The organism is Modicisalibacter radicis, from assembly GCF_900961225.1.
In the GTDB taxonomy this organism is placed as follows: Bacteria; Pseudomonadota; Gammaproteobacteria; order Pseudomonadales; family Halomonadaceae; genus Modicisalibacter.
On the sequence record NZ_CAAHFN010000065.1, the window covers coordinates 173,199 to 197,280 of the forward strand.

The 24,082-nt window shown below is 65.7% G+C and carries 17 protein-coding genes and 1 tRNA gene; 7 read left to right on the top strand and 11 right to left on the bottom strand.

From position 1 onward, the window contains the following. Positions 1–21: 21 nt before the first annotated feature. Positions 22–97 (bottom strand) — tRNA-Glu (locus tag HR9077_RS11510). Positions 98–280: 183 nt separating this feature from the next. On the opposite strand from HR9077_RS11510, the gene msrB reads away from it, so the two are divergent. The 4 genes from msrB to htpX all read left to right on the top strand — a co-directional run bounded on the left by msrB (position 281) and on the right by htpX (position 4,209). Next, positions 281–682 carry a peptide-methionine (R)-S-oxide reductase MsrB gene (gene msrB, locus HR9077_RS11515; RefSeq protein WP_136067134.1) on the top strand — a complete coding sequence of 134 codons (402 nt, stop codon included), beginning with the start codon at positions 281–283 and terminating at the stop codon, positions 680–682. Positions 683–836: 154 nt separating this feature from the next. Beyond that, complete coding sequence (ylqF, locus tag HR9077_RS11520) at positions 837–1,784, top strand: ribosome biogenesis GTPase YlqF (RefSeq protein ID WP_136067135.1); 948 nt, start codon at positions 837–839, stop codon at positions 1,782–1,784. A 164-nt stretch (positions 1,785–1,948) separates the two neighbouring features. Then, positions 1,949–3,184 (top strand): pyridoxal phosphate-dependent aminotransferase, encoded by a 1,236-nt coding sequence (locus HR9077_RS11525; RefSeq protein ID WP_136067136.1) that lies wholly within the window; start codon positions 1,949–1,951, stop codon positions 3,182–3,184. Between the two features lie 125 nt (positions 3,185–3,309). Beyond that, positions 3,310–4,209 carry a protease HtpX gene (gene htpX, locus HR9077_RS11530; RefSeq protein ID WP_136067137.1) on the top strand — a complete coding sequence of 300 codons (900 nt, stop codon included), beginning with the start codon at positions 3,310–3,312 and terminating at the stop codon, positions 4,207–4,209. 96 nt (positions 4,210–4,305) lie between these two features. Here htpX and pdxB read toward each other — a convergent pair whose 3' ends face one another. After that, on the bottom strand, positions 4,306–5,460 hold the full coding sequence (gene pdxB, locus HR9077_RS11535) for a 4-phosphoerythronate dehydrogenase PdxB (protein ID WP_136067138.1): 1,155 nt from the start codon (positions 5,458–5,460) through the stop codon (positions 4,306–4,308). Positions 5,461–5,575: 115 nt separating this feature from the next. Between pdxB and HR9077_RS11540 the strand changes: the two genes are divergently transcribed. Beyond that, the gene (locus HR9077_RS11540) at positions 5,576–5,851 is read left to right on the top strand and encodes a hypothetical protein (RefSeq protein ID WP_136067139.1); all 276 of its coding nucleotides are present in this window, start codon (positions 5,576–5,578) and stop codon (positions 5,849–5,851) included. A gap of 14 nt (positions 5,852–5,865) precedes the next feature. Here the strand turns inward: HR9077_RS11540 and rlmKL are convergent, their stop codons facing one another. Continuing rightward, the gene (rlmKL, locus tag HR9077_RS11545; RefSeq protein ID WP_136067140.1) at positions 5,866–8,061 is read right to left on the bottom strand and encodes a bifunctional 23S rRNA (guanine(2069)-N(7))-methyltransferase RlmK/23S rRNA (guanine(2445)-N(2))-methyltransferase RlmL; all 2,196 of its coding nucleotides are present in this window, start codon (positions 8,059–8,061) and stop codon (positions 5,866–5,868) included. A 212-nt stretch (positions 8,062–8,273) separates the two neighbouring features. Here rlmKL and rmf point away from each other — a divergent pair, with 212 nt between their 5' ends. Beyond that, positions 8,274–8,480: a ribosome modulation factor gene (rmf, locus tag HR9077_RS11550; RefSeq protein ID WP_136067141.1), complete on the top strand. Its 207-nt coding sequence runs from the start codon at positions 8,274–8,276 to the stop codon at positions 8,478–8,480. Between the two features lie 94 nt (positions 8,481–8,574). Here the strand turns inward: rmf and HR9077_RS11555 are convergent, their stop codons facing one another. The 6 genes from HR9077_RS11555 to HR9077_RS11580 all read right to left on the bottom strand — a co-directional run bounded on the left by HR9077_RS11555 (position 8,575) and on the right by HR9077_RS11580 (position 18,254). After that, positions 8,575–9,594, bottom strand: a complete 1,020-nt coding sequence (locus HR9077_RS11555) for a quinone-dependent dihydroorotate dehydrogenase (RefSeq protein ID WP_136067142.1) — start codon at positions 9,592–9,594, stop codon at positions 8,575–8,577. Positions 9,595–9,713: 119 nt separating this feature from the next. Next, positions 9,714–14,552 (bottom strand): NAD-glutamate dehydrogenase, encoded by a 4,839-nt coding sequence (locus HR9077_RS11560; RefSeq protein WP_136067143.1) that lies wholly within the window; start codon positions 14,550–14,552, stop codon positions 9,714–9,716. 209 nt (positions 14,553–14,761) lie between these two features. After that, positions 14,762–15,865, bottom strand: coding sequence for a tRNA (uridine(54)-C5)-methyltransferase TrmA (gene trmA, locus HR9077_RS11565; protein ID WP_136067144.1), 1,104 nt, complete (start codon positions 15,863–15,865; stop codon positions 14,762–14,764). 47 nt (positions 15,866–15,912) lie between these two features. Next, positions 15,913–16,716, bottom strand: a complete 804-nt coding sequence (gene murI, locus HR9077_RS11570) for a glutamate racemase (RefSeq protein ID WP_136067145.1) — start codon at positions 16,714–16,716, stop codon at positions 15,913–15,915. Further along, on the bottom strand, positions 16,698–17,606 hold the full coding sequence (locus HR9077_RS11575; protein ID WP_136067146.1) for a LysR family transcriptional regulator: 909 nt from the start codon (positions 17,604–17,606) through the stop codon (positions 16,698–16,700). Before HR9077_RS11575 ends, murI begins: the two co-directional genes overlap by 19 nt. A gap of 99 nt (positions 17,607–17,705) precedes the next feature. After that, positions 17,706–18,254: a hemerythrin domain-containing protein gene (locus HR9077_RS11580; protein WP_136067301.1), complete on the bottom strand. Its 549-nt coding sequence runs from the start codon at positions 18,252–18,254 to the stop codon at positions 17,706–17,708. Between the two features lie 262 nt (positions 18,255–18,516). Between HR9077_RS11580 and HR9077_RS11585 the strand changes: the two genes are divergently transcribed. Next, positions 18,517–19,860 carry a replication-associated recombination protein A gene (locus HR9077_RS11585; protein ID WP_136067147.1) on the top strand — a complete coding sequence of 448 codons (1,344 nt, stop codon included), beginning with the start codon at positions 18,517–18,519 and terminating at the stop codon, positions 19,858–19,860. Between the two features lie 87 nt (positions 19,861–19,947). On the opposite strand, the gene lolA is transcribed toward HR9077_RS11585, so the two are convergent. Then, a complete protein-coding gene (gene lolA, locus HR9077_RS11590; protein ID WP_136067148.1) occupies positions 19,948–20,580 on the bottom strand; it encodes an outer membrane lipoprotein chaperone LolA in 633 nt (210 codons plus the stop codon). Positions 20,581–20,702: 122 nt separating this feature from the next. Continuing rightward, the gene (locus tag HR9077_RS11595; RefSeq protein WP_244613165.1) at positions 20,703–23,909 is read right to left on the bottom strand and encodes a DNA translocase FtsK; all 3,207 of its coding nucleotides are present in this window, start codon (positions 23,907–23,909) and stop codon (positions 20,703–20,705) included. Positions 23,910–24,082: the final 173 nt, after the last annotated feature.

Sequence of the window (24,082 nt, forward strand, 5' to 3'; positions counted from 1 at the left end):
ACTCCGGCACCTGCGAGGAAGTGGCGTCCCATAGGGGGTTCGAACCCCTGTTACTGCCGTGAAAGGGCAGTGTCCTGGACCACTAGACGAATGGGACGCATGCCTGCCTCGTCGAGGTGGCGCGTATATTAATTAGCCCTTCCCAGGGTGTCAAGCCGCCGTCGCTCGACCGGACGACTATGCTGTAATCCAGCGAAACCTGTTGCAGGGGCTGGCCTACCACACCCTGTCTGTTGTCTCATGAGAAGCGACACACCACAGACCGCGCGAGGAGGAACGCATGCGCAACAAACTGCACAAGAGCGACGCCGAATGGCGCCAGCAACTGACCCAGGAACAATACCGGGTGACGCGCGAAAAGGGCACCGAACCGCCGTTCAGTGGCGATCACCAGGTCAGCGATGAACAGGGCATCTACCACTGTGTCTGCTGTGGCGCCGCCTTGTTCGAGAACGAGCACAAGTTCGACGCCGGCTGCGGTTGGCCGAGCTTCGACCGCCCACTCGGCAAGGGCTCGGTCGAGGAGCACTTCGACGAGTCGCATGGCATGCGCCGCACCGAAGTCGTCTGTTCGCACTGTGACGCTCACCTGGGCCATGTCTTTCCCGATGGCCCGCCGCAGACCACCGGCCAGCGCTACTGCATCAATTCCGTGGCATTGGACTTCCATCGCGATGAGTAACCCGACAAGGCGTCCTCTCGAGGCGCCCGGTCCATGCTTCGCCACTGGCGGCGCCTGCGTGATTCGCCAGCTTGCGGCGAAGGCCTTTCCCGGACACAGCGGATGTGCAAGGTCTGGTAAGATGGGCGCATAGATCACTGCACAGGGGACGACGATGCTCGGCTGGTATCCGGGACACATGAACAAGGCGCGCCGCCAGATCAAGGAAGCACTTCCCGAGATCGACGTGGTGCTCGAGGTCCTCGATGCCCGCCTGCCCTACTCCAGCGCCAATCCCATGCTCGCCGAACTCACCGAGCACAAGCCGGTACTCAAGATCCTCTCGCGGGCCGATCTGGCCGATGCGGCGCGCACCGCCGAATGGGTCGCGCACTTCGACGCCCTGCCGGACACTCGCGCCCTGGCGGTCACCACGACCCAGGCCCGCGAACTCAAGCGCATTCCCTCGCTATGCCACGAGCTGGCCGGCCAGGTGCGCGCCGACCGCGACGTGCGGGTGATGGTCATGGGCATTCCCAACGTCGGCAAGTCGACCCTGATCAATGGCCTGGCCGGTCGCAAGATCGCCAAGACCGGCAACGAGCCGGCCGTCACCAAGCGCCAGCAGCGTATCCGCATCGAAGGAGGCATCGCCCTGATAGACACGCCCGGGGTGCTGTGGCCGAAGATCGAGAACCAGGCCAGCGCGTACCGCCTGGCCGCCAGCGGCGCGATTCGCGATACGGCGATCGACTACCTCGACGTGGCGATGATCACCGCCGCCGAGCTGGCCAAGCGTTACCCAGACGCCTTGAGCGCTCGCTTCAAGCTCAAGGCGCTACCCAGCTACACCCCCGATCCCCAGGCCGCGACTATCGAGGTCGATGGCGGGCCGGCGCTCGACCTGATGGCCCTGGCCGGCTACGACGGCCAGGCCATCGTCAAGGCGATCGCCGGCAAGCGCGGCGGCCTGCGGGCCGGCGGCGAAGTCGACATGCATCGTGGCGCCGAGGTGCTGTTGCATGAACTGCGTGACGGCAAGCTCGGCCGGGTGACGCTGGAAACCCCCGCCGATATCGTCGAAATCGGCGCCGAAACGCCTGCCGAAGACGGCCTTGCCTGACCCCGCCCGGTGAGGCGCGAGCGCTCGGGCCGCGGGCGCTTTTGCCGATCGGCGCGTCGGGTTATGCTGGGCTGCGCCGGTGCAGCCCCACCGGTACGACGCCTGAAATCTGACATTCGCCCTGCAACTGGTCACCCAGCGCCCCAGTCGCCAACGGACACTCCATGGAAACGACCCTCAACCCGATCCGCAAATCGCACAAGCTCGACAACGTCTGTTATGACATCCGCGGCCCGGTCCTCGATCATGCCAAGCGACTCGAGGACGAAGGGCAGCGAATCCTCAAGCTGAATATCGGCAATCCCGCGCCGTTCGGCTTCGAGGCGCCGGAGGAGATCCTCCAGGACGTGATGCGCAACCTGCCCACCGCTCAGGGCTATTGCGATTCCAAGGGGCTGTATTCGGCGCGCAAGGCGATCATGCAGGAGTGTCAGCGCAAGGCCATCCCCGGCGTGGGCATCGAGGACATCTTCGTCGGCAACGGCGTTTCCGAACTGATCGTGATGGCCATGCAGGCGCTGCTCAACGACGGCGACGAAGTACTGATACCGGCCCCCGACTACCCTCTCTGGACCGCTGCCGCCAACCTGTCCGGCGGGCGTCCGGTGCACTACCTCTGCGACGAGCAGGCCGACTGGGCCCCCGACCTGGCCGACCTGCGCGACAAGATCACCAGCCACACCCGCGCGCTGGTACTGATCAACCCCAACAACCCCACCGGCGCGGTCTACCCCCCCGAAGTGGTCAAGGAACTGCTGGCCATCGCCCGCCAGCACGATCTGGTGGTGTTCTCCGACGAGATCTACGACAAGATCCTCTACGACGACGTTGAACACGTCTCCACCGGTGCGCTGGCCAGCGACGAGCAACTGGTGGTGACCATGAACGGCCTGTCCAAGAGCTATCGCTGCGCGGGCTTTCGTTCGGGCTGGATGATCCTTTCCGGCGGGCTCGGCAAGCAGCGCGCCGCCGACTTCATCCAGGGCCTCAACATGCTCGCCTCGATGCGCCTGTGCGCCAACGTGCCGGCCCAGCACGCCATCCAGACCGCGCTCGGCGGCTACCAGTCGATCAACGATCTGGTGCTGCCCGGCGGACGGCTGCGCGCCCAGCGCGACATCACCTACGAGAAGCTCAACGCCATTCCCGGGGTTTCCTGCACCAGGCCCAGGGGGGCACTGTATGCCTTTCCGCGGCTCGACCCCCGGGTATTCAATATCCAGGACGACGAAAAGCTGGTCCTCGACCTGTTGCTGCAGGAGAAGATCCTGCTCGTCCAGGGCACTGCCTTCAACTGGCCCGAGCCTGATCACGTGCGCATCGTCACCCTGCCCTGGGCCGAGCAACTCGACGATGCGCTGGAGCGATTCGCCCGCTTTCTCGGTCGCTATCGCCAGTGAGTCCGGGCGCGACAAGCCGGCAACAACATTTTGCCGGGCGCTTGAAACCCGAGCGCCCGCCACCCATCTAACCAGCCAGTAACATCCTGAAATTCCCGGTTTCCGACTGCTGAGGATTCACCCTTATGATGCGTATCATCCTGTTCCTGGCCACCAACCTGGCGGTGGTGCTGGTGGCCAGCATCACCCTGCGCCTGCTCGGTGTCGAACCCTACCTCAACGCCAACGGGCTGAACATGAACAGCCTGCTGATCTTCTGCTTCGTGTTCGGCATGGCCGGCTCGCTGATCTCGCTGCTGCTGTCGAAGAAGATGGCCAAGATGAGCACCCGCGCCCATGTCATCACCCAGCCACGCGACGCCAACGAGCGCTGGCTGCTCGACACCGTCGCCGAACTGGCTCGTGACGCCGGCATCAAGACCCCCGAAGTGGCGATATTCCCGGCCCAGCAATCCAATGCCTTCGCCACCGGCTGGAAGAAGGACGACGCGCTGGTGGCGGTATCGGAGGGCCTGCTCACGCGCATGCGCCCCGAAGAGATCCGCGCCGTGCTAGCACACGAGATCGGCCACGTCGCCAACGGCGACATGGTCACCCTGGCGCTGATCCAGGGCGTGCTCAACACCTTCGTGATGTTCTTCGCCCGCGTCGTCGCGCAACTGGTCGACAGCTTCCTGCGCCGCGACGACAACGGCGGACTGGGCTTCATGGGCTATTTCGTGGTGGTCATCGTCGCCGAGATCGTCTTCGGCCTGGTCGCCTCGATCATCGTCGCCTGGTTCTCGCGCTTCCGCGAATACCGTGCCGACGCCGCCGGCGCCAAGCTGGCCGGCAGCGGCGCGATGATCAACGCCCTGGCACGACTCAAGGCGGAAACCCAGATGCCCGACCAGATGCCCGACACGCTGACCGCCTTCGCCATCACTACCGGGCAGACCCGCAAGATCATGGAACGCCTGTTCGCCAGCCACCCGCCGCTCGACGACCGCATCCGGGCACTCAAGGAGTCGGCTTACCGCCAGTGACCGCGCGACACCGCTGCCTGCATGGCCGCACCCCATCAAAAAGCCCCGGCATGCCGGGGCTTTTTGATGGGCTCGCGGACCAGTAACCGCCCTCGCTCACTGCTTGCTGGCCAGCCTGACCTTGAAGCCGAATCGCTCGAGGGCTTCGCGCAGATCATTGTTGTTCTTCTTGAGGTCGACCCGCAACGTCGCGAATTCGCGGCGTACGGGGTATTCGGCGCGATAACGATCGAACGCCTGGGGCATGCCCAGGCGTCGTCGGTAGCGTTCGAAGCCGACCATGTCGCGGCGTACGTCGTAGCAGGAGCGTACGCAGAGCGACAATGCCTCGCCGGGCGGCGCCCAGCCGGTGAGCACCAGCTTGCGCAGCCAAGGCTCGGGCTTTAGCTGGCCGAGCTTGCGACGCACCGGCAATCCGTAATGGCGCATGATCGCCTGGTAGACCAGCTCGGTGCCGCGCATCTTGCCGTCCAGGCTGTGCCCGGCAATGTGCGGCGTGGCGATGTCGACCAGCGAATAGAGCGCTTCGTCGATGGTCGGCTCGCCCTCCCAGACATCGATGACCGTGCACAGGTCGCCATGCTCGGCCAGCCGCTCGCGCAGCGCACGACCATCGAGGCAGTCGCCGCGTCCGGCGTTGAGCAGCACTGTGCCGGGCCGCAGCGCGGCGATACGCCGCGCATCGAGGAGATGACGGGTCGGGTGATCGCCCGTGGTCACTAGGGGTGTGTGCAGGCAGAGGATATCGGCCTCGCCGATCAGCGTGTCGAGGTCGACGAAATCGTCGCGGTCCTCGGCGAGTGCCCGGGGCGGATCGCAGACCAGACAGCGGGCGCCCAGTTCGCTCAGGCGCCGCCACAGCCGGTCGCCGACATTGCCTGCCCCGACGATGCCGATGGTGCAGCGATCGAGCCGATAGTCCTGCTCTTCGGCCAGCATCAAAAGGCTGGACAGCACGTAGTCGACCACCGAGTCGGCGTTGCTGCCCGGGGCACTGGCGAAGCCGATCCGCCGCTCGCGCAGGTAATCGAGATCGACGTGGTCGGTACCGATCGTGCAGGTGCCCACGAAGCGCACCCGCGAGCCGGCCAGCAGTGTCGCGTCGACCCGGGTGATCGAACGCACCAGCAGGATGTCGCACTCGGCCACCGCCTGCGCATCGATCTCGCGGCCGGGAAGCCGGCGGATCTCGCCCAGTTCGCCGAAGAACTCCTCGACCAGAGGAATGTTCTGGTCGGCTAGAATGCGCATGCTGCTCGCTCCTTGTTCCCGGCTAGCGGGCCGTTACAATGATGGCGCCTCGATCGCCAGCCATCTTAGGCTGGGCGAGCGGGCGCGACAAGCCGCCATCGACTCAGGAGCCGCCGTGATCGTCCGCTGGGAAAGCCCTCATGACTATGTGCTGGTGCACATCCATCAGGACATGTTCGGCGACTGGATATTCAGTCGCGCCTGGGGCCAGATAGGCACTCAGTTCGGCGGCCTCAAGCATCAGCTGGCCGACAGCCACGAGCAGGCCCTGATGTGGCTCGACGATGTCGACCACATTCAGCGCTCGCGGGGCTTTCGCAAGGTTCTCGAGACCCATGACGACAGCCCGGAGGGTCGTGACGCCGTTCGTCAGCTCTCGCTGCTCGAATAGCCCGCCGGATCGTCTCAGCCGCCGTCCCCGCGATGGCGAATCAGGAAGCAGTGGTGCAGGTCCGGACGCCGCTGGAAATCGGGGTCGTAGGTCCGCGGGGTCACGTCCTGCACGGAGAAATCCCCGGCGAGGCGTTCATCGAGCCGGAAGCGGCGCTGATTGTTGGAAAAGATCAGCGTGCCGCCAGGCGCCAGCCGCGCCATGGCCAGCTCGATCAGGCGCGGATGGTCGCGCTGGATATCCAGCGTGGCCTCCATGCGCTTGGAGTTCGAGAAGGTCGGCGGATCGAGAAAGATCAGGTCGAAGCGGCTCTCGGCGGTTTCCAGCCAGTGCAGGCAGTCGTCTCGGACCACCCGGTGGCGCGACGGATCGAGCCTATTGAGCGTCAGGTTGTCGCGTGCCCAGTCGACATAGGTGTTCGACAAGTCGACGCTCACGCTATCCGTGGCGCCGCCCAGCGCGGCATGGACGGTCGCCGCCCCGGTATAGCAGAACAGGTTGAGAAAGCGCTTGCCATCGGCCAGTTCGGCGATCATCCGTCGCACCGGGCGGTGATCGAGAAACAGCCCGGTATCCAGGTAATCGCGCAGATTGACCCATAACCGGGCGCTGCCCTCGCCGACCTGAAAACGCTCGCCGCTGGAGTCGCGTTTCTGGTACTGGGCCTTCCCGGCCTGGCGTTCGCGCTGCTTGAGATGGATATGCTCGGCGCGCACGTCGAGTGCCTCGGGCAGCACCCCCAGCGCCTCCATCAGTCGCCGCCGGGCCTGAGCCGGCTCGATCGATTTCGGCGGCGCATACTCCTGCACGTGGACGCGTTCGGCATAGATATCGATGGCCATCGCATACTCCGGCATGTCGGCATCGTAGAGCCGATAGCACTGCTCGCCGCTGCGCTTGAGCCACTTGGCCAGCCGCTTGCGGTTCTTGGCCAGCCGATTGGCGAACATCTGCGCCCCCGGCGAGCGACGATCCGCCGTCGGCGACGCTTCGTCCGCATCCTGCCCCGCCTCGGCGATCGTCATCAACAACAGCTTGCAGTCCAGGGCGCCGTTCTTGAAGGCATACTGCTTGCCGGCGCGCAGTCCGGTGCGATGGCCGAGGTCCGGGTTGCCGGTGAACAGCGCCAGGGTCCAGCCGGGAAACTCGCGTTGCGCCCGTTCGCCGAGCGCGGCGTACAGCGGTACCAGTTCGGGCAACTCGCCGATACGCTCGCCATAGGGCGGGTTGGTGATGAGCAGCCCCGCCCCCTCGGCTTCCGCCGGGCGCCGCAGCTGGCGGACATCGCCCCCTTCGAAGGCGATCAGTGCCGGAATGCCGGCGCGCATGGCGTTGCTCCTGGCGGCGGAGAGCGCTTGCGGGCTCTGGTCGAAGCCATACAGGCGCGACTTGATGCGCCGTCTGCCCAGGCTGGCACGCGCCTCGGCCTCGCGCTTGAGCTCCTGCCACAATGCCTCGTCATGACCCGACCAGCCATGCAAGCCGAAGCGTTGCCGGTTGAGATTGGGCGCGACATCGGCGGCCATCAGCGCCGCCTCGATCAACAGCGTGCCCGAACCGCACAACGGATCGACCAGCGGCTCGCCGCGCCTGGCCCGGGCCGGCCAGTCGGCACGCACCAGCAACGCCGCCGCCAGGTTCTCCTTGAGCGGCGCGTGGCCCGGCTCGCGGCGGTAGCCACGCTGATGCAGGCTGGTGCCGGCCAGGTCGATGCCCAGGGTCAGGCGTCCGCGGTGCAGGTGCGCATAGACTCGCAGATCCGGATCGCGCAGTTCGACGCGCGGTCTCTCGCGACCGGCAAGACGCAACGCATCGACGATGCCATCCTTGACCGTCTGGGCACCGAAACGGGTATGCCGGATCGCCGCCGACTGACCATGAAAATCCACCGCCAGCGTCGCGTCGACGGGCAACTGCTGCGACCAGTCGAGCCGCTCGACACAGGCCTTGAGCGACTCGGGCGTCTCGATGTCGCCCTGCTGGTCCAGGCACAGGATGATCCGGTTGGCCAGGCGCGACCACAGGCAAGCGCGATAGGCCATTTCCAGCCCGGCGCCGAAGTGCACGCCGGCGACGGTCTGCTTGGTGATCGTGGCGCCCCACTGGGCCAACTCGTCGGCCAGCAGTGCTTCGATACCCTTGGGGCAGGTTGCGAAAAATTGCCGCAGCGCGTCGTTCGACGCTTCGGGCACTGACGAGTCAGTCGGCATGTGGATGAATATTCCTTTAATTTCACTTGAGTAACGATTGTGTGACAAAAACGACTCGACAGGGCTGACGTTTTTGGACTAGTAATTACCTTAGTAGCTACTGATAACGCATGCGTTCTGTCCGCGGGCTCTAGAGCAGCGGTAGCGGTTTGTCGACCGCTGTCGTTTGATGACTCGCAATAAAAATCCGGTTCTTCACAAGAGGCCACCCGATGAAACGACAGAAACGTGATCGCTTTCAACGTGCCTATATTCATGGCTACAAGGCAGGTATGACAGGTCGCTCTAGAGATGACTGTCCCAGTCAGGATATCAACCTACGCGAATACTGGATGAGCGGTTGGCGTGAAGGTCGCGGGGATCAATGGGCCGGCATGACGGGGGTTGCCGGCATCCACAAGAATCCCATGGTGATGTAACACCGCCCCGGTTGCAGCATGGCTGCACCAAGGCCCGTCACGACGACGGGCCTTTTTCGTGTCGGGGTGCCTCTGATCCCGCCGTCTCACCCCGTCATGCGGCCTGCCGCAGGGCGCGCAGACACTCCCTGATCAATGCCGGCCCCCGATAGATGAGCCCCGAATAGAGCTGGACGAGATCCGCTCCCGCCTCGCGCTTGGCCAGCGCATCGTCGCCGCTGGCTATCCCCCCCACCCCGATGATCGACATCCCCGGCAGATGACGCCGCAGCGCCGTGACGACGCGATTCGATGCGGCAAATACCGGGCCTCCGGAAAGCCCGCCCTGCTCCTCGGCGTGCGGCAGGCCCGCCACCGCATCGCGGGCGATGGTGGTGTTGGTCGCGATCACCGCATCGATGCCATTGCGCTCGAGCGCTTCGGCCACCAGGCCGATGGCCGACTCCTCCATGTCCGGCGCGATCTTGACCGCCAGCGGCACACGCCGCCCCGCCTGTTCATCGAGGCGCGTACCGCGTTCACGCAGCGGACCGAGCAAGCCGTCGAGATGCTCGCCGAGCTGCAGGTCGCGAAGCCCCGGCGTGTTGGGCGAGGAGATATTGACGGTAACGTAGTGCGCATACGGGTGTACGCGCTCAAGGCACAGCAGGTAATCGTCGACCGCCCTTGCGACCGGCGTGGACAGATTCTTGCCGATATTGATGCCGATCACGCCGGCATAACGGCTCTTGCGCACGTTGGCTACCAGCCGGTCGACCCCGGCATTGTTGAAGCCCATGCGATTGATGATCGCCTGCTGCCGGGGCAGCCGGAACAGGCGCGGCCGGGGATTGCCGGGCTGGGGCCTGGGCGTGACGGTGCCGACCTCGACGAAACCGAAACCCAGCGCGCCCAGCGCGTCGAGATGGTCGGCATTCTTGTCGAGCCCCGCCGCCAGGCCGACGCGATTGGCAAAACGCAGCCCCATCGCCTCGCAGGGGTCGTTCAGGGAGTCTCCTCTACCGTACACACCGGCCAGATGCAGCCGATGAGCCAGCTCCAGGGCGCGTAACGAAACGCCATGGGCGTTTTCCGGGTCCATGCGAAACAGCAGCGGGCGGGCGAACGCGTACATCGGGCTCCTCGGCGGCAACGGGGCGAAAGGCGCCGGGAGTATACCGCACAACACGCACGACGACGACGCGCATCGCGCGCCGCCGCCGTGGCCCAGCCCGTGGGCCATCCATCGGGGGATCAGCTTTCGCCGTTGCTCTCGGCAAGATCGACCAGTTCGCGTATCGCCACGGCAAACAGCGGATAGCCACCCTGGGCACCGCCGCGCACCTCGCTGACCAGCCCGCACCAACGCTCGTGGAGATCGGCATGCCGCGCCAGCCACTGGTCGACGCGCGGCTCCACCTCGCGCGGCGCCTCGGCCATCCTGACCACGCTGACGGTCAGCGCCAGCTGCTGACGATCGAGGTCGTCGCGGAATGTCTCGCGCGCCTGGGCCTGCCAGCTATCGCGCACCTTGAGAGCATCGACCTGCTCGGTCATCCACGGCAGTTCGAGACGATGGCCGATCTCGTAGTAGAGCTCGGCGACGCGCTGAATCTTCTCATCGGTCTGCTTGGCGGCTTCGATGATCCCCAGCCCGGCGAACAGGTTGCCGGTCGCCGCAACGATATTGGCCAGCGACTTGGGCGCGCCGGCCGCAGTGAGCTCGTCGCGGCGCTCCTGCCAGATATCGAGTTCCTGGCCACGCAGGCGTTTGCCGATGCTCTCCTGGAGCTGCGACAGGCGCGGGGCGAAGTGTTCGATGCTCTCGCTGACCGCCAGGCTGCTGCGCTGGCGCAGGAACCAGCGTGTCGAACGCCGGATCAGACGCATCAGGTCGAGCATCATCTGGTACTGGATGCCGCTGTCGATGCGATTGTCCAGCGCCTCGATCTGCTGCCACAACCCCTCGAGATTGAAGCTGTCACGGGCGATCACATAGGCCCGCGCGATGTCCGCCCGGCTGGCCCCGGTGGTGTCGATCAACCGCCGCACGAAGACGATGCCCATGTGATCGACCAGGTCGTTGGCGATCTGCGTGGCCACGATCTCGCGCTTGAGGCGGTGACCGTACATGTCCTCGTGGAAACGCTCGACCAGGGTCTTGGGGAATGCGCGTTCGAGATGACTCTGGATGTACGGATCGTCGGGCACCTCGGAGGCGATCAGATCGCCCTTGAGGGTGCTCTTGGCATAGGAGATCAGTACCGAGAGTTCGGGCAGCGTCAGCCCTTCCTCGTTGTTGGAGCGTTCCAGCAGCGCTTCGTCGCTGGGCAGTGATTCGAGTTCGCGATCGAGGTGACCGCTGGCCTCGAGTTCGTTGATGAAGCGCCGATAGGGCCCCATCCCCTCCTTCGACAGCCGTTCGGACAACGACAGCGCCTGGGTCTGACGATAGTTGTCGCGGATCACCAGCCCGGCGACCTCCTCGGTCATTTCCGCCAGCAGCTTATTGCGCTGCTTGTCGGTCATGTCGCCACGCTTGACGATATCGTCGAGCAGGATCTTGATGTTGACCTCGTGGTCCGAACAGTTGACGCCGCCCGCATTGTCGATGAAGTCGGTATTGACGCGCACGCCGCGCAACGCGGCCTCCATGCGGCCACGCTGGGTCAGGCCGAGGTTGCCGCCTTCGCCGACCACCCGGCAGTTGAGTTCGTCGCCGTCGACGCGCAGCCCGTCGTTGGCCTTGTCGCCGACCTCGGCATGGCTTTCCTGGCGGGACTTGACATAGGTGCCGATGCCTCCGTTCCAGATCAGATCGACCTGGGCCTTGAGCATGGCACTGATCAGGTCGTTGGGTGAAAGCTTGTCGGCGCGGATGCCGAAGGCCTTCTTCATCGGCTCGCTGATGGCGATCGACTTGGCGCTGCGCTTGAAGACGCCGCCGCCTTCCGAGATCAACGAGGTGTCGTAGTCCTCCCAGCTGGAGCGCGCCTGATTGAACAGCCGCTTGCGCTCTTCGAAGGACTTCGCCGGATCGGGGTCGGGATCGACGAAGATATGCAGGTGGTTGAAGGCACCGATCAAGCGGATCCGGTCGGAGAGCAGCATGCCGTTGCCGAACACGTCACCGGCCATGTCGCCGATCCCCAGCACGCTGAAGGGATCCTTCTGGGTGTCCAGCCCCATCTCGCGGAAGTGGCGCTTGACCGATTCCCAGGCACCGCGAGCGGTGATCGCCATCTTCTTGTGATCGTAGCCGTTGGCACCGCCCGAGGCGAAGGCATCGCCCAGCCAGTGGCCATAATCCAGCGATATCTCGTTGGCGATATCCGAGAAGGTCGCCGTGCCCTTGTCGGCGGCGACCACCAGATAGGGGTCGTCGTCGTCGTGCCTGACCACGTCCCGCGGCACGACGACCTCGCCACCGTCGAGGTTGTCGGTGATATCGAGCAGCGCCCGGATGAATATCTGATAGCAGGCGATGCCCTCCTTCTGGATGACATCGCGATCGGCGGTGTCGGGCATGCGCTTGCAGACGAAGCCACCCTTGGCCCCCACCGGCACGATGACGGCGTTCTTGACCTGCTGGGCCTTGACCAGGCCGAGGATCTCGGTACGGAAGTCCTCGTGACGGTCCGACCAGCGCAGCCCACCGCGAGCGACCTTGCCACCACGCAGATGCACGCCCTCGACGCGCGGTGAATAGACGAATATCTCGAAGTGCGGACGCGGCTTGGGCATCTCCGGCACTCGCGTCGGGTCGAGCTTGAAGGCGATGAAGTCCTTGGCCTCGCCGTTGGCGTCGCGCTGGTAGTAATTGGTGCGCAGGGTGGCCTGGATCAGGTCGATGTAGCGACGCAGCAGCAGATCGTCGTTGAGGCTGGCGACGCTGTCGAGCATGCCCGTCAGTCGCTCGACGCTGGCGTCGATCTGTCCGGACTGCTGTTCGCCCTGCGGGTCGAAGCGCAGCTCGAACAGGCGGATCAACTCCCGGGTGATCTCCGGGTGGCCGGTCAGCGTGTTGGCGATGTACAGCTGCGACAGGCCGAAGCGAATCTGCTTGAGATAGCGGGCGTAGGCACGCAGTATCGCGACCTCGCGCCAGTCGAGGTTGGCGGCGATGATCAGGCGGTTGAACGGGTCATTCTCGGCCTCGCCGGTCCAGATGCGCTTGAAGGCGTCGATGAAGATATCGCGCATGTCATGCAGGTTGACGACTTCGCGACCATGGTGCTCGAGGGTGAAATCGTGGATCCAGAACGCTTTGTCCGGGCGGTGAATGCCGTAAGGGCGTTCGCCCAGGACCCGCAACCCCAGGTTTTCCATCATCGGCAGCACGTCGGAAAGCGGGATCGGCGCATCGCCATGGAACAGCTTGAGATTGACGCCCTCCTCGTCTTCCTCGACCAACCGGTAGAGGCTCAGGGCGACCGGCGCCCCCGCATCGACTTCGCCGATGTGCTGCAGGTCGTAGACGGCGGTTCGCGCCGTGAAATCCTCTCGATAGCTGCTGGGGAAGGCGTCGCGATAGCGATCCATCAGCCGATTGGCGCGCTCCTCGCCGACCCCCTCGACCAGCGCGTTGTGCAGATCGTCACGCCAGCTGCGCGCCAGGCCGGCAATCTTGTTCTCGATCTTGCGCAGATCGTAGTCGGTCGGGCTGTCGCCGTTGAAACGCAGGATGAACTGGATACGCGCCAGCACCGATTCCGACAGATAGGTGTTGAAATCGCCGAAGGTCGCGTCGAGTTCCTCGCACAGCAGATTCTGGATACGCATCCGCAGGTCGGTGGAAAACACGTCGCGTGGCACGAACACCAGGCAGGAGTAGAAGCGTCCGAAACGGTCCTCGCGCACGAACAGGCGCACCCGGCGCCGCTCGCGGATGTTGAGAATGCCCAGCGCCGTCTCGGTCAGCTCCTCGGCGCTGATCTGGAAAAGGTCGTCGCGCGGATAGACCTCGAGAATCTGCAGCAGGTGCTTGCCGTTGTGACCCTTGGGGTTGACGCCGGAGGCATCCAGTACCGCCTGGATCTTCTTGCGCAGCACCGGGATGTGGCGCGGCGAATCATTGTAGACAACCGCGGCATAGAGGCCGACGAAACGTCGCTCGCCGACCACGTTGCCGTCCTTGTCATAGCGCTCGACGGCGATGTAGTCGGGGTAGGCGGGGCGATGAATACGCGCGTGATAGGCGCTCTTGGCAAAGGTCAGCAGTTCGGGAATCAGCACATAATGATCGTCCTCGATCCCCTGATCGCTGCGGATGCGTTCCTGGTAGCGCGGCTGGTCGAGTTTGAACACGCCGAGCTCGCTGCCCTTGACGCGCTGCAGCGTCTGCTTGCCCTGCTTGTCGACCACCTCGTACTCGTCGTAGCCGAGGAAGGTGAAGTTGTCCCGTTGCAGCCATTCCAGGAAGGCGATCGCCTCGCTGTGATCCTCCTTGCTGACCTGCTTGGGTCGCGTCGCCTTGAGCTCCTCCAGGGCCTCTCCGACCCTCGCCTGCATCGGGTCGAAATCCTCGACCGCAGTGCGGACATCGATCAGCACGTCGCGCAGGCTGGCCTCGAGGTCCTCGAGCACCGCCGGGTCCGAGTGACGATCGACCTCGATGACCATGATCGATTCGCGCCCCTGGGGGGCATCCTCGTCGCGCGGTGAAGCGGTCCGCTTGAGGCGCTGCTGGCGGTCGCGCTCGACGGCGAGCACCGCGTTGTGGATGGCGTGCACGGTGATGCCGCGGCGGTTGAGTTCGATACGCACCGAGTCGACCAGAAACGGCATGTCCTCGTGCAGCACCTCGATAAGCGTATGCGAGGACTGCCAGCCGTGCTCTTCGAAATCGGGGTTGTAGACATGCACCTTGGGCGAGCGCGGGTCGTGCTGCTGGATGAAGTGCCAGGTCATCAGCGTCGCCCCGTAGGAGTCGTCGAGGTGACGCTCGACGAGATCCTCGAGCGGCGCACTCGCGTAGAAAGCCTCGGCGAAGGTCGCCACGGCTTCCACCTTTTCCTGCGGCAGGCGCTTGGCGAGCTGTTCACGAAGTTGAGCCAGGAATTCCTGTTTGCCATCGATTGCGACGTGTTGCATCAATCACCTCGGCTGCATCCGGCCACTGCCTGTGGCCGGGAGATATTCATTGGCGCGGTCGATCTGCACGCTGCCCGTGAGCTTACTCTAGCTCAAGCTCTCTTCCCCATCGTCATGCCGGCTTCTTCATGGTGCATGACAGTTGTGCATCGGCGCTTGACTCAGCGGGCATTTGCGGAAGGCGCTGTCAGGCCGCCAGCATGCCGGGCTCAGCGTCGTTCGAGCAAGACCCCGCATTCGCAGTGGTCGGTCCAGGGAAACTGGTCGAACAGCGCGAAACGCGCGATACGGTGAGTGTCGTGAAGCTGCTGGAGGTTGTCGAACAGGGTCTCCGGGTTGCACGAGACGTAGACGACGCGCGGATAGTCGCGCAACCGTTCGCAGCTCGCCGCATCGAGTCCCGCCCGCGGAGGGTCGACCAGCACGGTGGTGAAGTCGTAGCCATCGAGCGCCATCTCGGTAACCCGCCGCCCCTGCCTTTCGCCGGCCAGCGCTTCGGCGAACTCTTCCGCCGACATCCGCGCCACGACCGCATTGTCGATACCGTTGGCGGCGAGATTGACCCGCGCCGAGGCCACCGAGGTACGCGAAATCTCGGTAGCCAGCACCCGCCGGAAATTGCCGGCCAGCGCCACCGTGAAATTGCCGTTGCCGCAATACAGCTCGACCAGGTCGCCGGAGCGGCCATCGCGGGTCGCCGAGCGTGCCCAGCCGAGCATGGCGCGATTGATCTCGGCGTTGGGCTGGGTAAAGCTGTTCTCGACCTGCTGATAGACAAGCGTCGTGCCATCGACGATGAGACACTCCCAGACATGATCGCGATCCAGCACGCGCCGCTGCTTGCGCGCCCGGCCGATCAGCGAGACGCCGAGATGCGCCTGCAACCACAGCGCCTCGGCCTCCCACGTCGCGTCGAGCGGGCGATGGTAGATCAGCGTCACCAGTGCCTCGCCGCTCAACGTGGTCAGGAATTCCGCCTGGAACAGCTTGCGGCGCAGCACGGGACGATCGCGGATGGCCTCCAGCAGACGCGGCATCAGCACGTTGATGGTCTCGCCGGCCACCGGGTACTGGTCGAGGCGAACCACCCGCTTGCCCTTGGGATCCTGCGGATCGACCTCGAACATGGCATAGAACAGATCGTCGCCCTCATGCCAGACGCGGAACTCGCAGCGCATGCGATAGTGGCTGGCCGGCGAGGCGAAGACCTCCAGCGGCGGCGGTGAGAGCGCGGCAAAGCGTTGGCTGATACGCGTTCGCTTGGCTTCGAGTTGCGCCGGATAGCGCTCGGGGTCGACAACGGGTACGGCCACGCAGGCTCCTTGTAAGCGTAGGATCGGTTGAAAGCGCGCAGGCAAGATCAGCGCGAAGGAATATGCGTCTCGTCAGACAGGGACAATGCTTCGAGCGCGGTAAAGCCGTAACCGGCCAGGGTCGCCGCCAGCACCGGCCCGGGAGCGCTCGCCCAGGCGCGGCCTTCGCGGCCCCGGACATAGCCGGAGCCATCGAGCACGCTGGCCACCCGACGCGCGATCGCTTCGCCGGAGTCGACCCAGTTGATCGCTCGTGGTGCACTGGCTTCCAGCCGTCGACGCAGGAGCGGGAAGTGCGTGCAGCCGAGCACCACGGTATCGAGCGCGGCATCTATCCACAGCGGCGCCAGGGCAGCCTCGAGTGCGCCGTCATCCGGCGCCAGCCCCGCGAGCTGACGCTCGGCCTCGCCGACCAGGCCATCCGCGGCGACCCGCACGATCCGGCAATCCGCGGCAAAGTCCGCGATCAGGGTTTGCGTATAGGCCCGATTGACCGTCGCCGAGGTCGCCAGCAGGCCGATGACCCGCGAGACCGAAAGCTGCGCCGCCGGCTTGATCGCCGGTACGGTGCCCACCACGGGGATCTCCAGCCGCGCCCTCAGTTCACGCAGGGCCAGCGTGCTCGCGGTATTGCAGGCCACCACCAGCACCGCGGCACCACTCGCCCCGACCGCGCTGACGCAGGTTTCGACGATGCGCGACACCAGCCAATCGTCGGACTTGGTGCCATACGGCAGCATCGCATTATCGCAGACATAGGCCAGCGTCGCAGCCGGCAGCCGGGCCCGAAGCGCCGCGGTGACCGAGAGCCCGCCAACCCCCGAATCGAAGATCAGGATCGGCCCGGGCATGCCGCCTCCTCGTCGAAATGGCCGATCAGCGTCTCGACCAGCGCCTGCAGGCGGGCCGGCATCAACTGGCGGTCGGCATACAGCAGATTGACGCCCACCGGCGGCGTGACGAACGCCTCCAGCACTCGTGACAATCGGCCACGGGCGACCTCGGGCTCGCCGAGAAAAGCCGGCTTGTAGACCAATCCCATGCCGCGTATCGCCGCCTCGGTCAGCGCCCGGCCGTTGTTGCACGACAAGACCGGACGAAAACGATAGCGATAGGGCTTGCCGTCGACCTGGAAGTTCCAGCTCGGCCCGGCGCGCTGCAGGCTGTAATGCAGGCAGCGGTGGCCACGCAATTCATCGGGATGCCGGGGGCGGCCATGTTCGGCCAGGTAGGCGGGCGCGGCATAGACGTACATGGGCATCGTCATCAGCCGGCGGGCGATCAGACTGGAGTCCTCGAGTTCGCCGATGCGCACCGCCAGGTCGAAATCCTCGGCCAGCAGATCGACCCGCCGGTCCTCGAGAACGACGTCCAGCTGCACCGCGGGGTGGCGATGTTCGAACGCCTGCAACGCGGGCATCAGTTCGCGCACTCCGAAATCCAGCGGTGCCGACAGCCTCAGCCGGCCGCGCACCTCGCCGCGCTGCTCGCCTAGGCCGGCCTCGAGTTCGCACAACTCATCGAGCAGCCGGCCGGCGCCCTTGAGGTAGCGCTCGCCTTCGGCGGTCAGCTGCAGGCGACGCGTGGTGCGCGTCAGCAGGCGGACGCCCAGTTGCGCCTCGAGACGCGCCACCTGCTTGCTGACCATGGCATTCGAAAAACCCAGCTTGCGCGCTCCCGCGGCAAAGCCGCCGGCCTCGACCACCGCGCGAAAGGTCTGCATTGCCTGCAGGCGATCCATCGTCACCCCCCATCGAACCTGACGGCCCCATTCTAACGCACTCGAGGTCGTGCGGGTTCGATGGCTTGCCAAGCATCCGCGGGCTGTTTATTTTTACAGTCAGGACTCGAGCGGCGATGGCGCTTCGCGAAATTCGGCGTAGAGCTCGGGATAGGCCTCCTGAAGGTGGCTCAGTTTTTCCTGGGCCCCTTCCGGCAACGCCCCGGCGAGGCTCGCCAGATCCGCTTCATCGAAGTGTTCGCGGATCAGCGGAAACAGCTCCTCGCGCTCCGCGCGCAGATAGGCGCGATGGGCCTCCAGATACGCCTGGAGGTCGTTGGCAAAGCGATCCATGGGCACGATGGCATCCATCAGGATCATGTCGAGATCGTCGGAGAGACGCATCAGCCGCTGGTGCAGGGCCTCGTAGTCGGCGGTCAGGCGCACGACGAGATCGTTGACCTCGGGTATCCGTTCCACCAGGCGCTCGCCGAAGATACGCTCCAACGGCACCGTGAACCCGCTCATGTAATCGAGAATGAAGTCGACGACCTCGCGCACCAGCTGGAAATTGGGACGTTCGCCCGCGTCCAGCGTCCGATGCTTGAGCGAGAGCACGTGCAGCAGGCGCGCCATGTTGGCATGATCCTGACGCAGTTGGTTGAGCATTGGCATGGTGAGAGCCTCCTCTGCTAGAGCCTGGACCGACAGGGGAAGTACTAAAGCATTAGTACCCATGTAGGCAATGTGCCGTGGCGTGTATCCAGGCTTGAAGTCACCGGCGTCAGGCAGCGCTTGCGAACTGCCCCTCGCCATGTCGGACAACGACCTGATGTATAAACTCGAAGTATAAACCTAGTGGTATTGGCGCCGTTACGCTCGTTGAATGATGCGAACGGCCTTCCAGATTCCTCGACGAGCCGACCCCATTATGGATCTTTTCAGTCAGCAAGGCGCCGACAACGCGCCACTCGCCTATCGAATGCGCCCTCGGCGGCTCGACGACTACATCGGCCAGCAAGCGCTGGTCGGCCCCGGCAAGCCGCTACGCCGCATGGCCGAAACCGGCCAGTTGCGCTCGATGATCCTGTGGGGACCGCCCGGTGTCGGCAAGACCACCCTCGCCGAGATTCTGGCCGAGGCCTCCGGGGCCAGTCTCGAGCATCTCTCCGCGGTGATGGCCGGTGTCAAGGACCTGCGCGCGGCCGTCGAGCGCGCGCGCGGTGCCCAGGCGCAGCAACGGCCCACGGTGCTGTTTCTCGACGAGATCCATCGTCTCAACAAGAGCCAGCAGGACGCCCTGCTGCCGCACGTCGAATCAGGGCTGCTCACGCTGATCGGCGCCACCACCGAGAACCCCTCCTTCGAGGTCAACTCCGCGCTGCTCTCGCGGGCTCGGGTCTACGTGCTCAAGAAACTCGATGCGACCGATCTGGTGGACGTGTTGCAACGGGCCCTCGCGGATCCCGAGCGCGGTCTCGGCAAGCGCTCGGTCAGTGCCGCCCCCGAAGTCCTGGAGATCCTCGCCCGGGCCAGCAGCGGCGACGCGCGGCGCGCGCTGGGCCTGCTCGAGACCGCGTGCGACTTCACCCGCCAGGAGGGCGAACGGGAGATACTCGAGAAACAGGCGCTCGACGAGGTACTCGGCTACCAGGCCAGCGCCTTCGACAAGCAGGGCGATCATTACTACGACCTGCTGTCGGCGATCCACAAGTCGATCCGCTCGTCGCGCGTGGATGCGGCGTTGCTTTACATGGCGCAGTTCATGCAGGGCGGCGGCGACCCCCTGGACGTGGTCCGCCGCCTGGCGGCGATCGCCTCGGAAGACGTCGGCAACGCCGAACCGCGCGCCCTGCCGCTGGTCATCGCGGCCTGGGATGCCTACCTGCGGCTGGGCGATTATGAAGGTCAGCGCGCCATCGCCCACGCCGCGATCCATCTCGCCGTGTCCCCCAAGAGCAACGCCATCGACCAGGCCTGGAGCAGTGCCAAGGGCTTCGTTGCCGAAAACCCCGACTTCGAGGTGCCCAGCTATCTGCGCAACGCCCCCACCAAACTGATGGCTTCGCTCGGCCACGGTGAAGGCTATCGTTACGCGCACGACGAACCTCAGGGCTATCCGGCGGGTCGTGCGCATGACTGCTGGCCCGCCGACCTGTCGTCCCGGCGATTCTTCATGCCCAGCGACCAGGGTCAGGAAAAACGCTTCAAGCAGATGCTCGACTATCGCGCCGAACTCGACGCCCAGGCCGACCGCGGGGCATCCGAGTCTTGAGCGGACCGAACATGAACGAGCCCGGCAGATCGATCTGCCGGGCTCGTTCCGACTAGCGAGCAGTCGCTATCGCTTGGGGCCGCGTCGTCAGCCCTCGCGAATCACATCCGCCCCCTCGGGGATCTCGAAGGCGAAGCGCGAGTCGTCCAGCGACGGGTTTATGTTGACCTCGTCGAAACTGATCTTGGTTTCCTGGCCGGTGCTGTCGAGCATCTGCAGGGCATCGAAGGTTTCGCCATGAAACGTCAGCTTGAGCGACTCGAACAGCGTATCGGGGGTCGTGGGCACCAGGGTGAAGGTTTCCGCGGCGCCCTGCTGGGCGCGGGATACGCGGTAGTTCTCGGTCAATGCGTCGGCGCTGCCGGACAGCAGCAGGGCCGGGGTATGCGTGACGCGGGTGTCCAGCGGCTGGATCGAGACCTGCTCGAGGTCGGGGTCGTGCAGGTAGATCTTTTCCCCGTCCGAAACCACGGTCTGCCGATAGGGCTCGTTGACTTCCCAGCGGAAGCGTCCGGGCCGCGACAGCCACATCCTGCCCTCGGTACGCTGCAGGCGATTGCCGCTGCCATCGAGGATCAGTTGCTCGAAGCTGGCCTCGTAGGTCTTGAGCGGCTCGAGCAGCTGCGCCAGCCGCGAGGCCGCCTGCGAGTCGGCACTCGCCGTCAGCGGCGCCAGCAGCACCACGATCGCCAGCGCGGCCAGGGTCTTGATCCTTTTCATGCCTTCTCCTTGGTTCCAATCGATTCGAGGCGGCGCTCGACCGCTGTAGTCCCGATAGACAGCGCCGGCGCGGTGACGTTTCAGTCCGGCACCGGCTTCCTCATTGCTTGCACAGAGCATGGCTAGTCACCCGCCGGCGGCGGGGCCAATACCTCGCGACTGCCGTTGGTGCCCATCGACGACACCACCCGTGCGACCTCCATCGCCTCGACCAGCCGCGCCGCCCGGTTGTAGCCGATCTTGAAGCGTCGCTGAACGGCCGAGATCGAGGCCCGGCGCGACTCGGTGACGAACATCACCGCCTCGTCGTAGAGGGCGTCCTGCTCGGCATCACCGTCGCCGCCGCTCTCGGCTTCCAGGCCAGTCAGGGCATCGGCGTTGACGCCGCCGGTGAGAATCTCCTCGATATACTCCGGCTCGCCACGGCGCTTCCAGTCCTCGACCACGCGGTGGACCTCGTCGTCGTCGACGAAGGCGCCGTGCACGCGGGTCGGCATGCCGGCTCCGGCCGGTAGATAGAGCATGTCGCCGTGGCCGAGCAGCGCCTCGGCGCCGCCCTGATCGAGAATCGTCCGCGAATCGACCTTCGAGGAAACCTGAAACGCCATTCGCGTGGGAATGTTGGCCTTGATCAGACCGGTGACCACATCCACCGACGGCCGCTGGGTGGCGAGTATCAGGTGGATGCCCGCGGCACGCGCCTTCTGTGCCAGCCGCGCGATCAACTCCTCGACCTTCTTGCCGACGATCATGAACATGTCGGCGAACTCGTCGATCACCACCACGATGTAGGGCAGCTTCTCGAGCACCGGCGGCTGCTCGTGCATCTGCCAGGGCTGCGGCTCCCACAACGGGTCGGCGACCTGGGCCCCGGCACGCTCGGCCTCGTCGAGCTTGGCGTTGAAGCCGGCGATGTTGCGCACGCCCATCGCCGCCATCAGCTTGTAGCGCCGCTCCATTTCGGCGACGCACCAGCGCAGGCCGTTGGCGGCCTCCTTCATGTCGGTGACCACCGGCGCCAGCAGGTGCGGGATACCGTCGTAGACCGACAGTTCGAGCATCTTGGGATCGACCATGATCATCCGCACGTCGTCCGGCGAGGCCTTGAGCAGCATCGAGATCAGCATGCCGTTGACGCCCACCGACTTGCCCGAACCGGTGGTACCGGCGACCAGCAGGTGGGGCATCTTGCCCAGGTTGGCGACCACCGGCGCGCCGCCGATGTCGTGGCCCAGCGCCAGGGTCAGCGGCGAAGCGGCCTGCTGGTAGGCGTCGGAGTCGATCACCTCGCGCAGCCGGATCATTGCCCGGTTGGGATTGGGGATCTCGATGCCCACGGTCGGCTTCCCGGGAATGATCTCGACCACCCGGACGCTCTTGACCATCAGCGAGCGCGCCAAGTCCTTGGCCAGATTGCTGATCTTCGACACCTTCACGCCGGCGGCGGGCTTGATCTCGAAGCGCGTGATCACCGGCCCGGGCCAGGTCTCGACGACTTCCGCCTTGACGCCGTACTCGCGCAGTCGTGTCTCGAGCAGCTCGGCCATGTCGGCGAGCTGATCCGGCGTGTAGTTGGGCTGCTGCGGGTCGGGTGGCGTCAGCAACCGCAGCGATGGGAACTCGCCATCCGGCTCTGGCATGTTACTCATGACCGGACGCTGGCTCTGCAGGTGCTCGACCGTCCACAACGCCGGCCCCTGCGGGTCGTCGGCAGCCGCCTGGGCCTGCTCGGCGGTGGCGACACGCGGCACCGCCGGTTCGTCATCGTCGTCCGGGCGGGCCGGCTCGATCGGCTCGGCCGGCCGGCGAACCTCGGCAGAGCCGTCCTCGACCGGCTCATGCCGGACATCGCCGTTCGCCGCGCTGTCCCAGCTCAGCCGTGGCTCGCGGGTATCGTCCCCGACATCCGCGTCGTCGTCGTTCCACGCCGTCCAGTCGATCTCCCGCGGCTCCTGCCGTGCCATCATCCCCGCGGATGAAGCGTCCTCCGCCGGGGCGTCCGCTGCGGGGGCGGTCACGGAGTCGGCGCGTGCCGCCGCATCCCGGGGGGCGTCGCCAACCGAGGCAGCGAGACCGCTGCCCTCGCTCCTGCCCGAGCGCTCGTCATCGGGCGCCTTATCCCCTGGCTCGGCACTGATCGGCCGTGCGACGCCGGTCGGAATCGGCGGTTCGTCGTCATCGGGCAGGATCGGTTCGGGGACTGTCTCCGGCGCGCGCCGCGACACACCATCGCCGGCAGCGTGATTGCCGGCGGCACGTGGCGCAGCGCCGACGCCCGGGGCATCGCGCGGGGTCGTTGCCTCCCTGATGCGCGCTTCCTGGGCGCTATAGGCGGCCTCGGGACGCTTGGCGGAAGGCGTGCGCTCGGGCACGTCCCAGGGTATGTCGGTCCCGCGGTCGCGCTCGGCGCGCAACGGCTCGCCGGGCGCCGTAGCGGCCGAACGGGCGTTTGCCGGCGCCTTCTCGGGAGCTTCATGCAATTGCGGTTCGAGGCGCTGACCACCGGCGAGCGCCGGCTCCGTCTGCCAACCGGCGCCACGCCCCCTGCCCAGCCAGCGACGCCACCAGGGCGGCGTGCCATCAGCGGCCGCCGAGCGAGCGGGTTCTTCGGCAGGCTCGGACGCTGCATCGCTCGAGGCGTCATCGGCGCCCTTCGTCCGGGCCCGCGTGCCGCCGAACTGCCGGCCGAGCCAGGCCCATGCGCGCTGTGCCCGCAGGCCCAGCTCATCCATGACGGAAAGCCAGGAGAGCCCCGAGAACAACGGAAAGCCGCACAGGAACGCCGCCAGCGCCAGCAGCGTCGCTCCACGCAGGCCGACCAGCGGCTGCAGTGCCTCGCTCAGGCCCTCGCCGAGGATGCCGCCGGCCTTGTAGGGCAGCTCGCTGGCCGGGTTGAAGAAATGCAGCGACCCCAGGCTGGTGGTCGCCAGCAGCAGCAGCACCAGCCCGGCCGCGCGCACCGCCAGCGCCGTGGCGTCCCACTCGACGCGCACTTCGCGGCGCCGCATCAACCGCCAGGCGGCGAAGCCCAGCATGCCGGGCCACCATAGCGCGCTGGCGCCGAACAGCGAATACAGCACGTCGGCCAACCAGGCGCCGACCGCCCCCATCCAGTTATCGACACCCTGCTCGGGGCCGCTCTGCGACCAACCGGGGTCGGCGGGCACGTAACTGAACAGTGCCAGCAGCAAAAACACGCAGCCCGCCAGCAGCAGGATGATCACGCCCTCGCGGGATGCGCCCTGCAGGTGCACCCCGATGCGGCGGGCACGCTCCCTGGCCTGGGCCGCCGTCTCGCGACGCCCCGGGGTTTTCTTGTCGACACTCAAAAGGCCCTACCCCCTTCACATCACCGGCGGTGCGGCTCGAGGCGCGCCTGTCCGCCACCGCCGGCCTCGTCTGACCGGTTATGTTCACCCAAGCCGCCATCATACCGAGCCTGACCGACCGGTCACAGGGGCAGCGCGCTCCCGTTGGCTACAAAAATGCGCCGCGGCATTGA

Bases quoted from the DNA above. Each gene is read 5' to 3' on its own strand.
- msrB (WP_136067134.1), top strand. From the start codon at position 281: ATGCGCAACAAACTGCACAAGAGCGACGCCGAATGGCGCCAGCAACTG.
- ylqF (WP_136067135.1), top strand. From the start codon at position 837: ATGCTCGGCTGGTATCCGGGACACATGAACAAGGCGCGCCGCCAGATC.
- HR9077_RS11525 (WP_136067136.1), top strand. From the start codon at position 1,949: ATGGAAACGACCCTCAACCCGATCCGCAAATCGCACAAGCTCGACAAC.
- htpX (WP_136067137.1), top strand. From the start codon at position 3,310: ATGATGCGTATCATCCTGTTCCTGGCCACCAACCTGGCGGTGGTGCTG.
- pdxB (WP_136067138.1), bottom strand. From the start codon at position 5,460: ATGCGCATTCTAGCCGACCAGAACATTCCTCTGGTCGAGGAGTTCTTC.
- rlmKL (WP_136067140.1), bottom strand. From the start codon at position 8,061: ATGCCGACTGACTCGTCAGTGCCCGAAGCGTCGAACGACGCGCTGCGG.
- rmf (WP_136067141.1), top strand. From the start codon at position 8,274: ATGAAACGACAGAAACGTGATCGCTTTCAACGTGCCTATATTCATGGC.
- HR9077_RS11555 (WP_136067142.1), bottom strand. From the start codon at position 9,594: ATGTACGCGTTCGCCCGCCCGCTGCTGTTTCGCATGGACCCGGAAAAC.
- HR9077_RS11560 (WP_136067143.1), bottom strand. From the start codon at position 14,552: ATGCAACACGTCGCAATCGATGGCAAACAGGAATTCCTGGCTCAACTT.
- murI (WP_136067145.1), bottom strand. From the start codon at position 16,716: ATGCCCGGGCCGATCCTGATCTTCGATTCGGGGGTTGGCGGGCTCTCG.
- HR9077_RS11575 (WP_136067146.1), bottom strand. From the start codon at position 17,606: ATGGATCGCCTGCAGGCAATGCAGACCTTTCGCGCGGTGGTCGAGGCC.
- HR9077_RS11580 (WP_136067301.1), bottom strand. From the start codon at position 18,254: ATGCTCAACCAACTGCGTCAGGATCATGCCAACATGGCGCGCCTGCTG.
- HR9077_RS11585 (WP_136067147.1), top strand. From the start codon at position 18,517: ATGGATCTTTTCAGTCAGCAAGGCGCCGACAACGCGCCACTCGCCTAT.
- lolA (WP_136067148.1), bottom strand. From the start codon at position 20,580: ATGAAAAGGATCAAGACCCTGGCCGCGCTGGCGATCGTGGTGCTGCTG.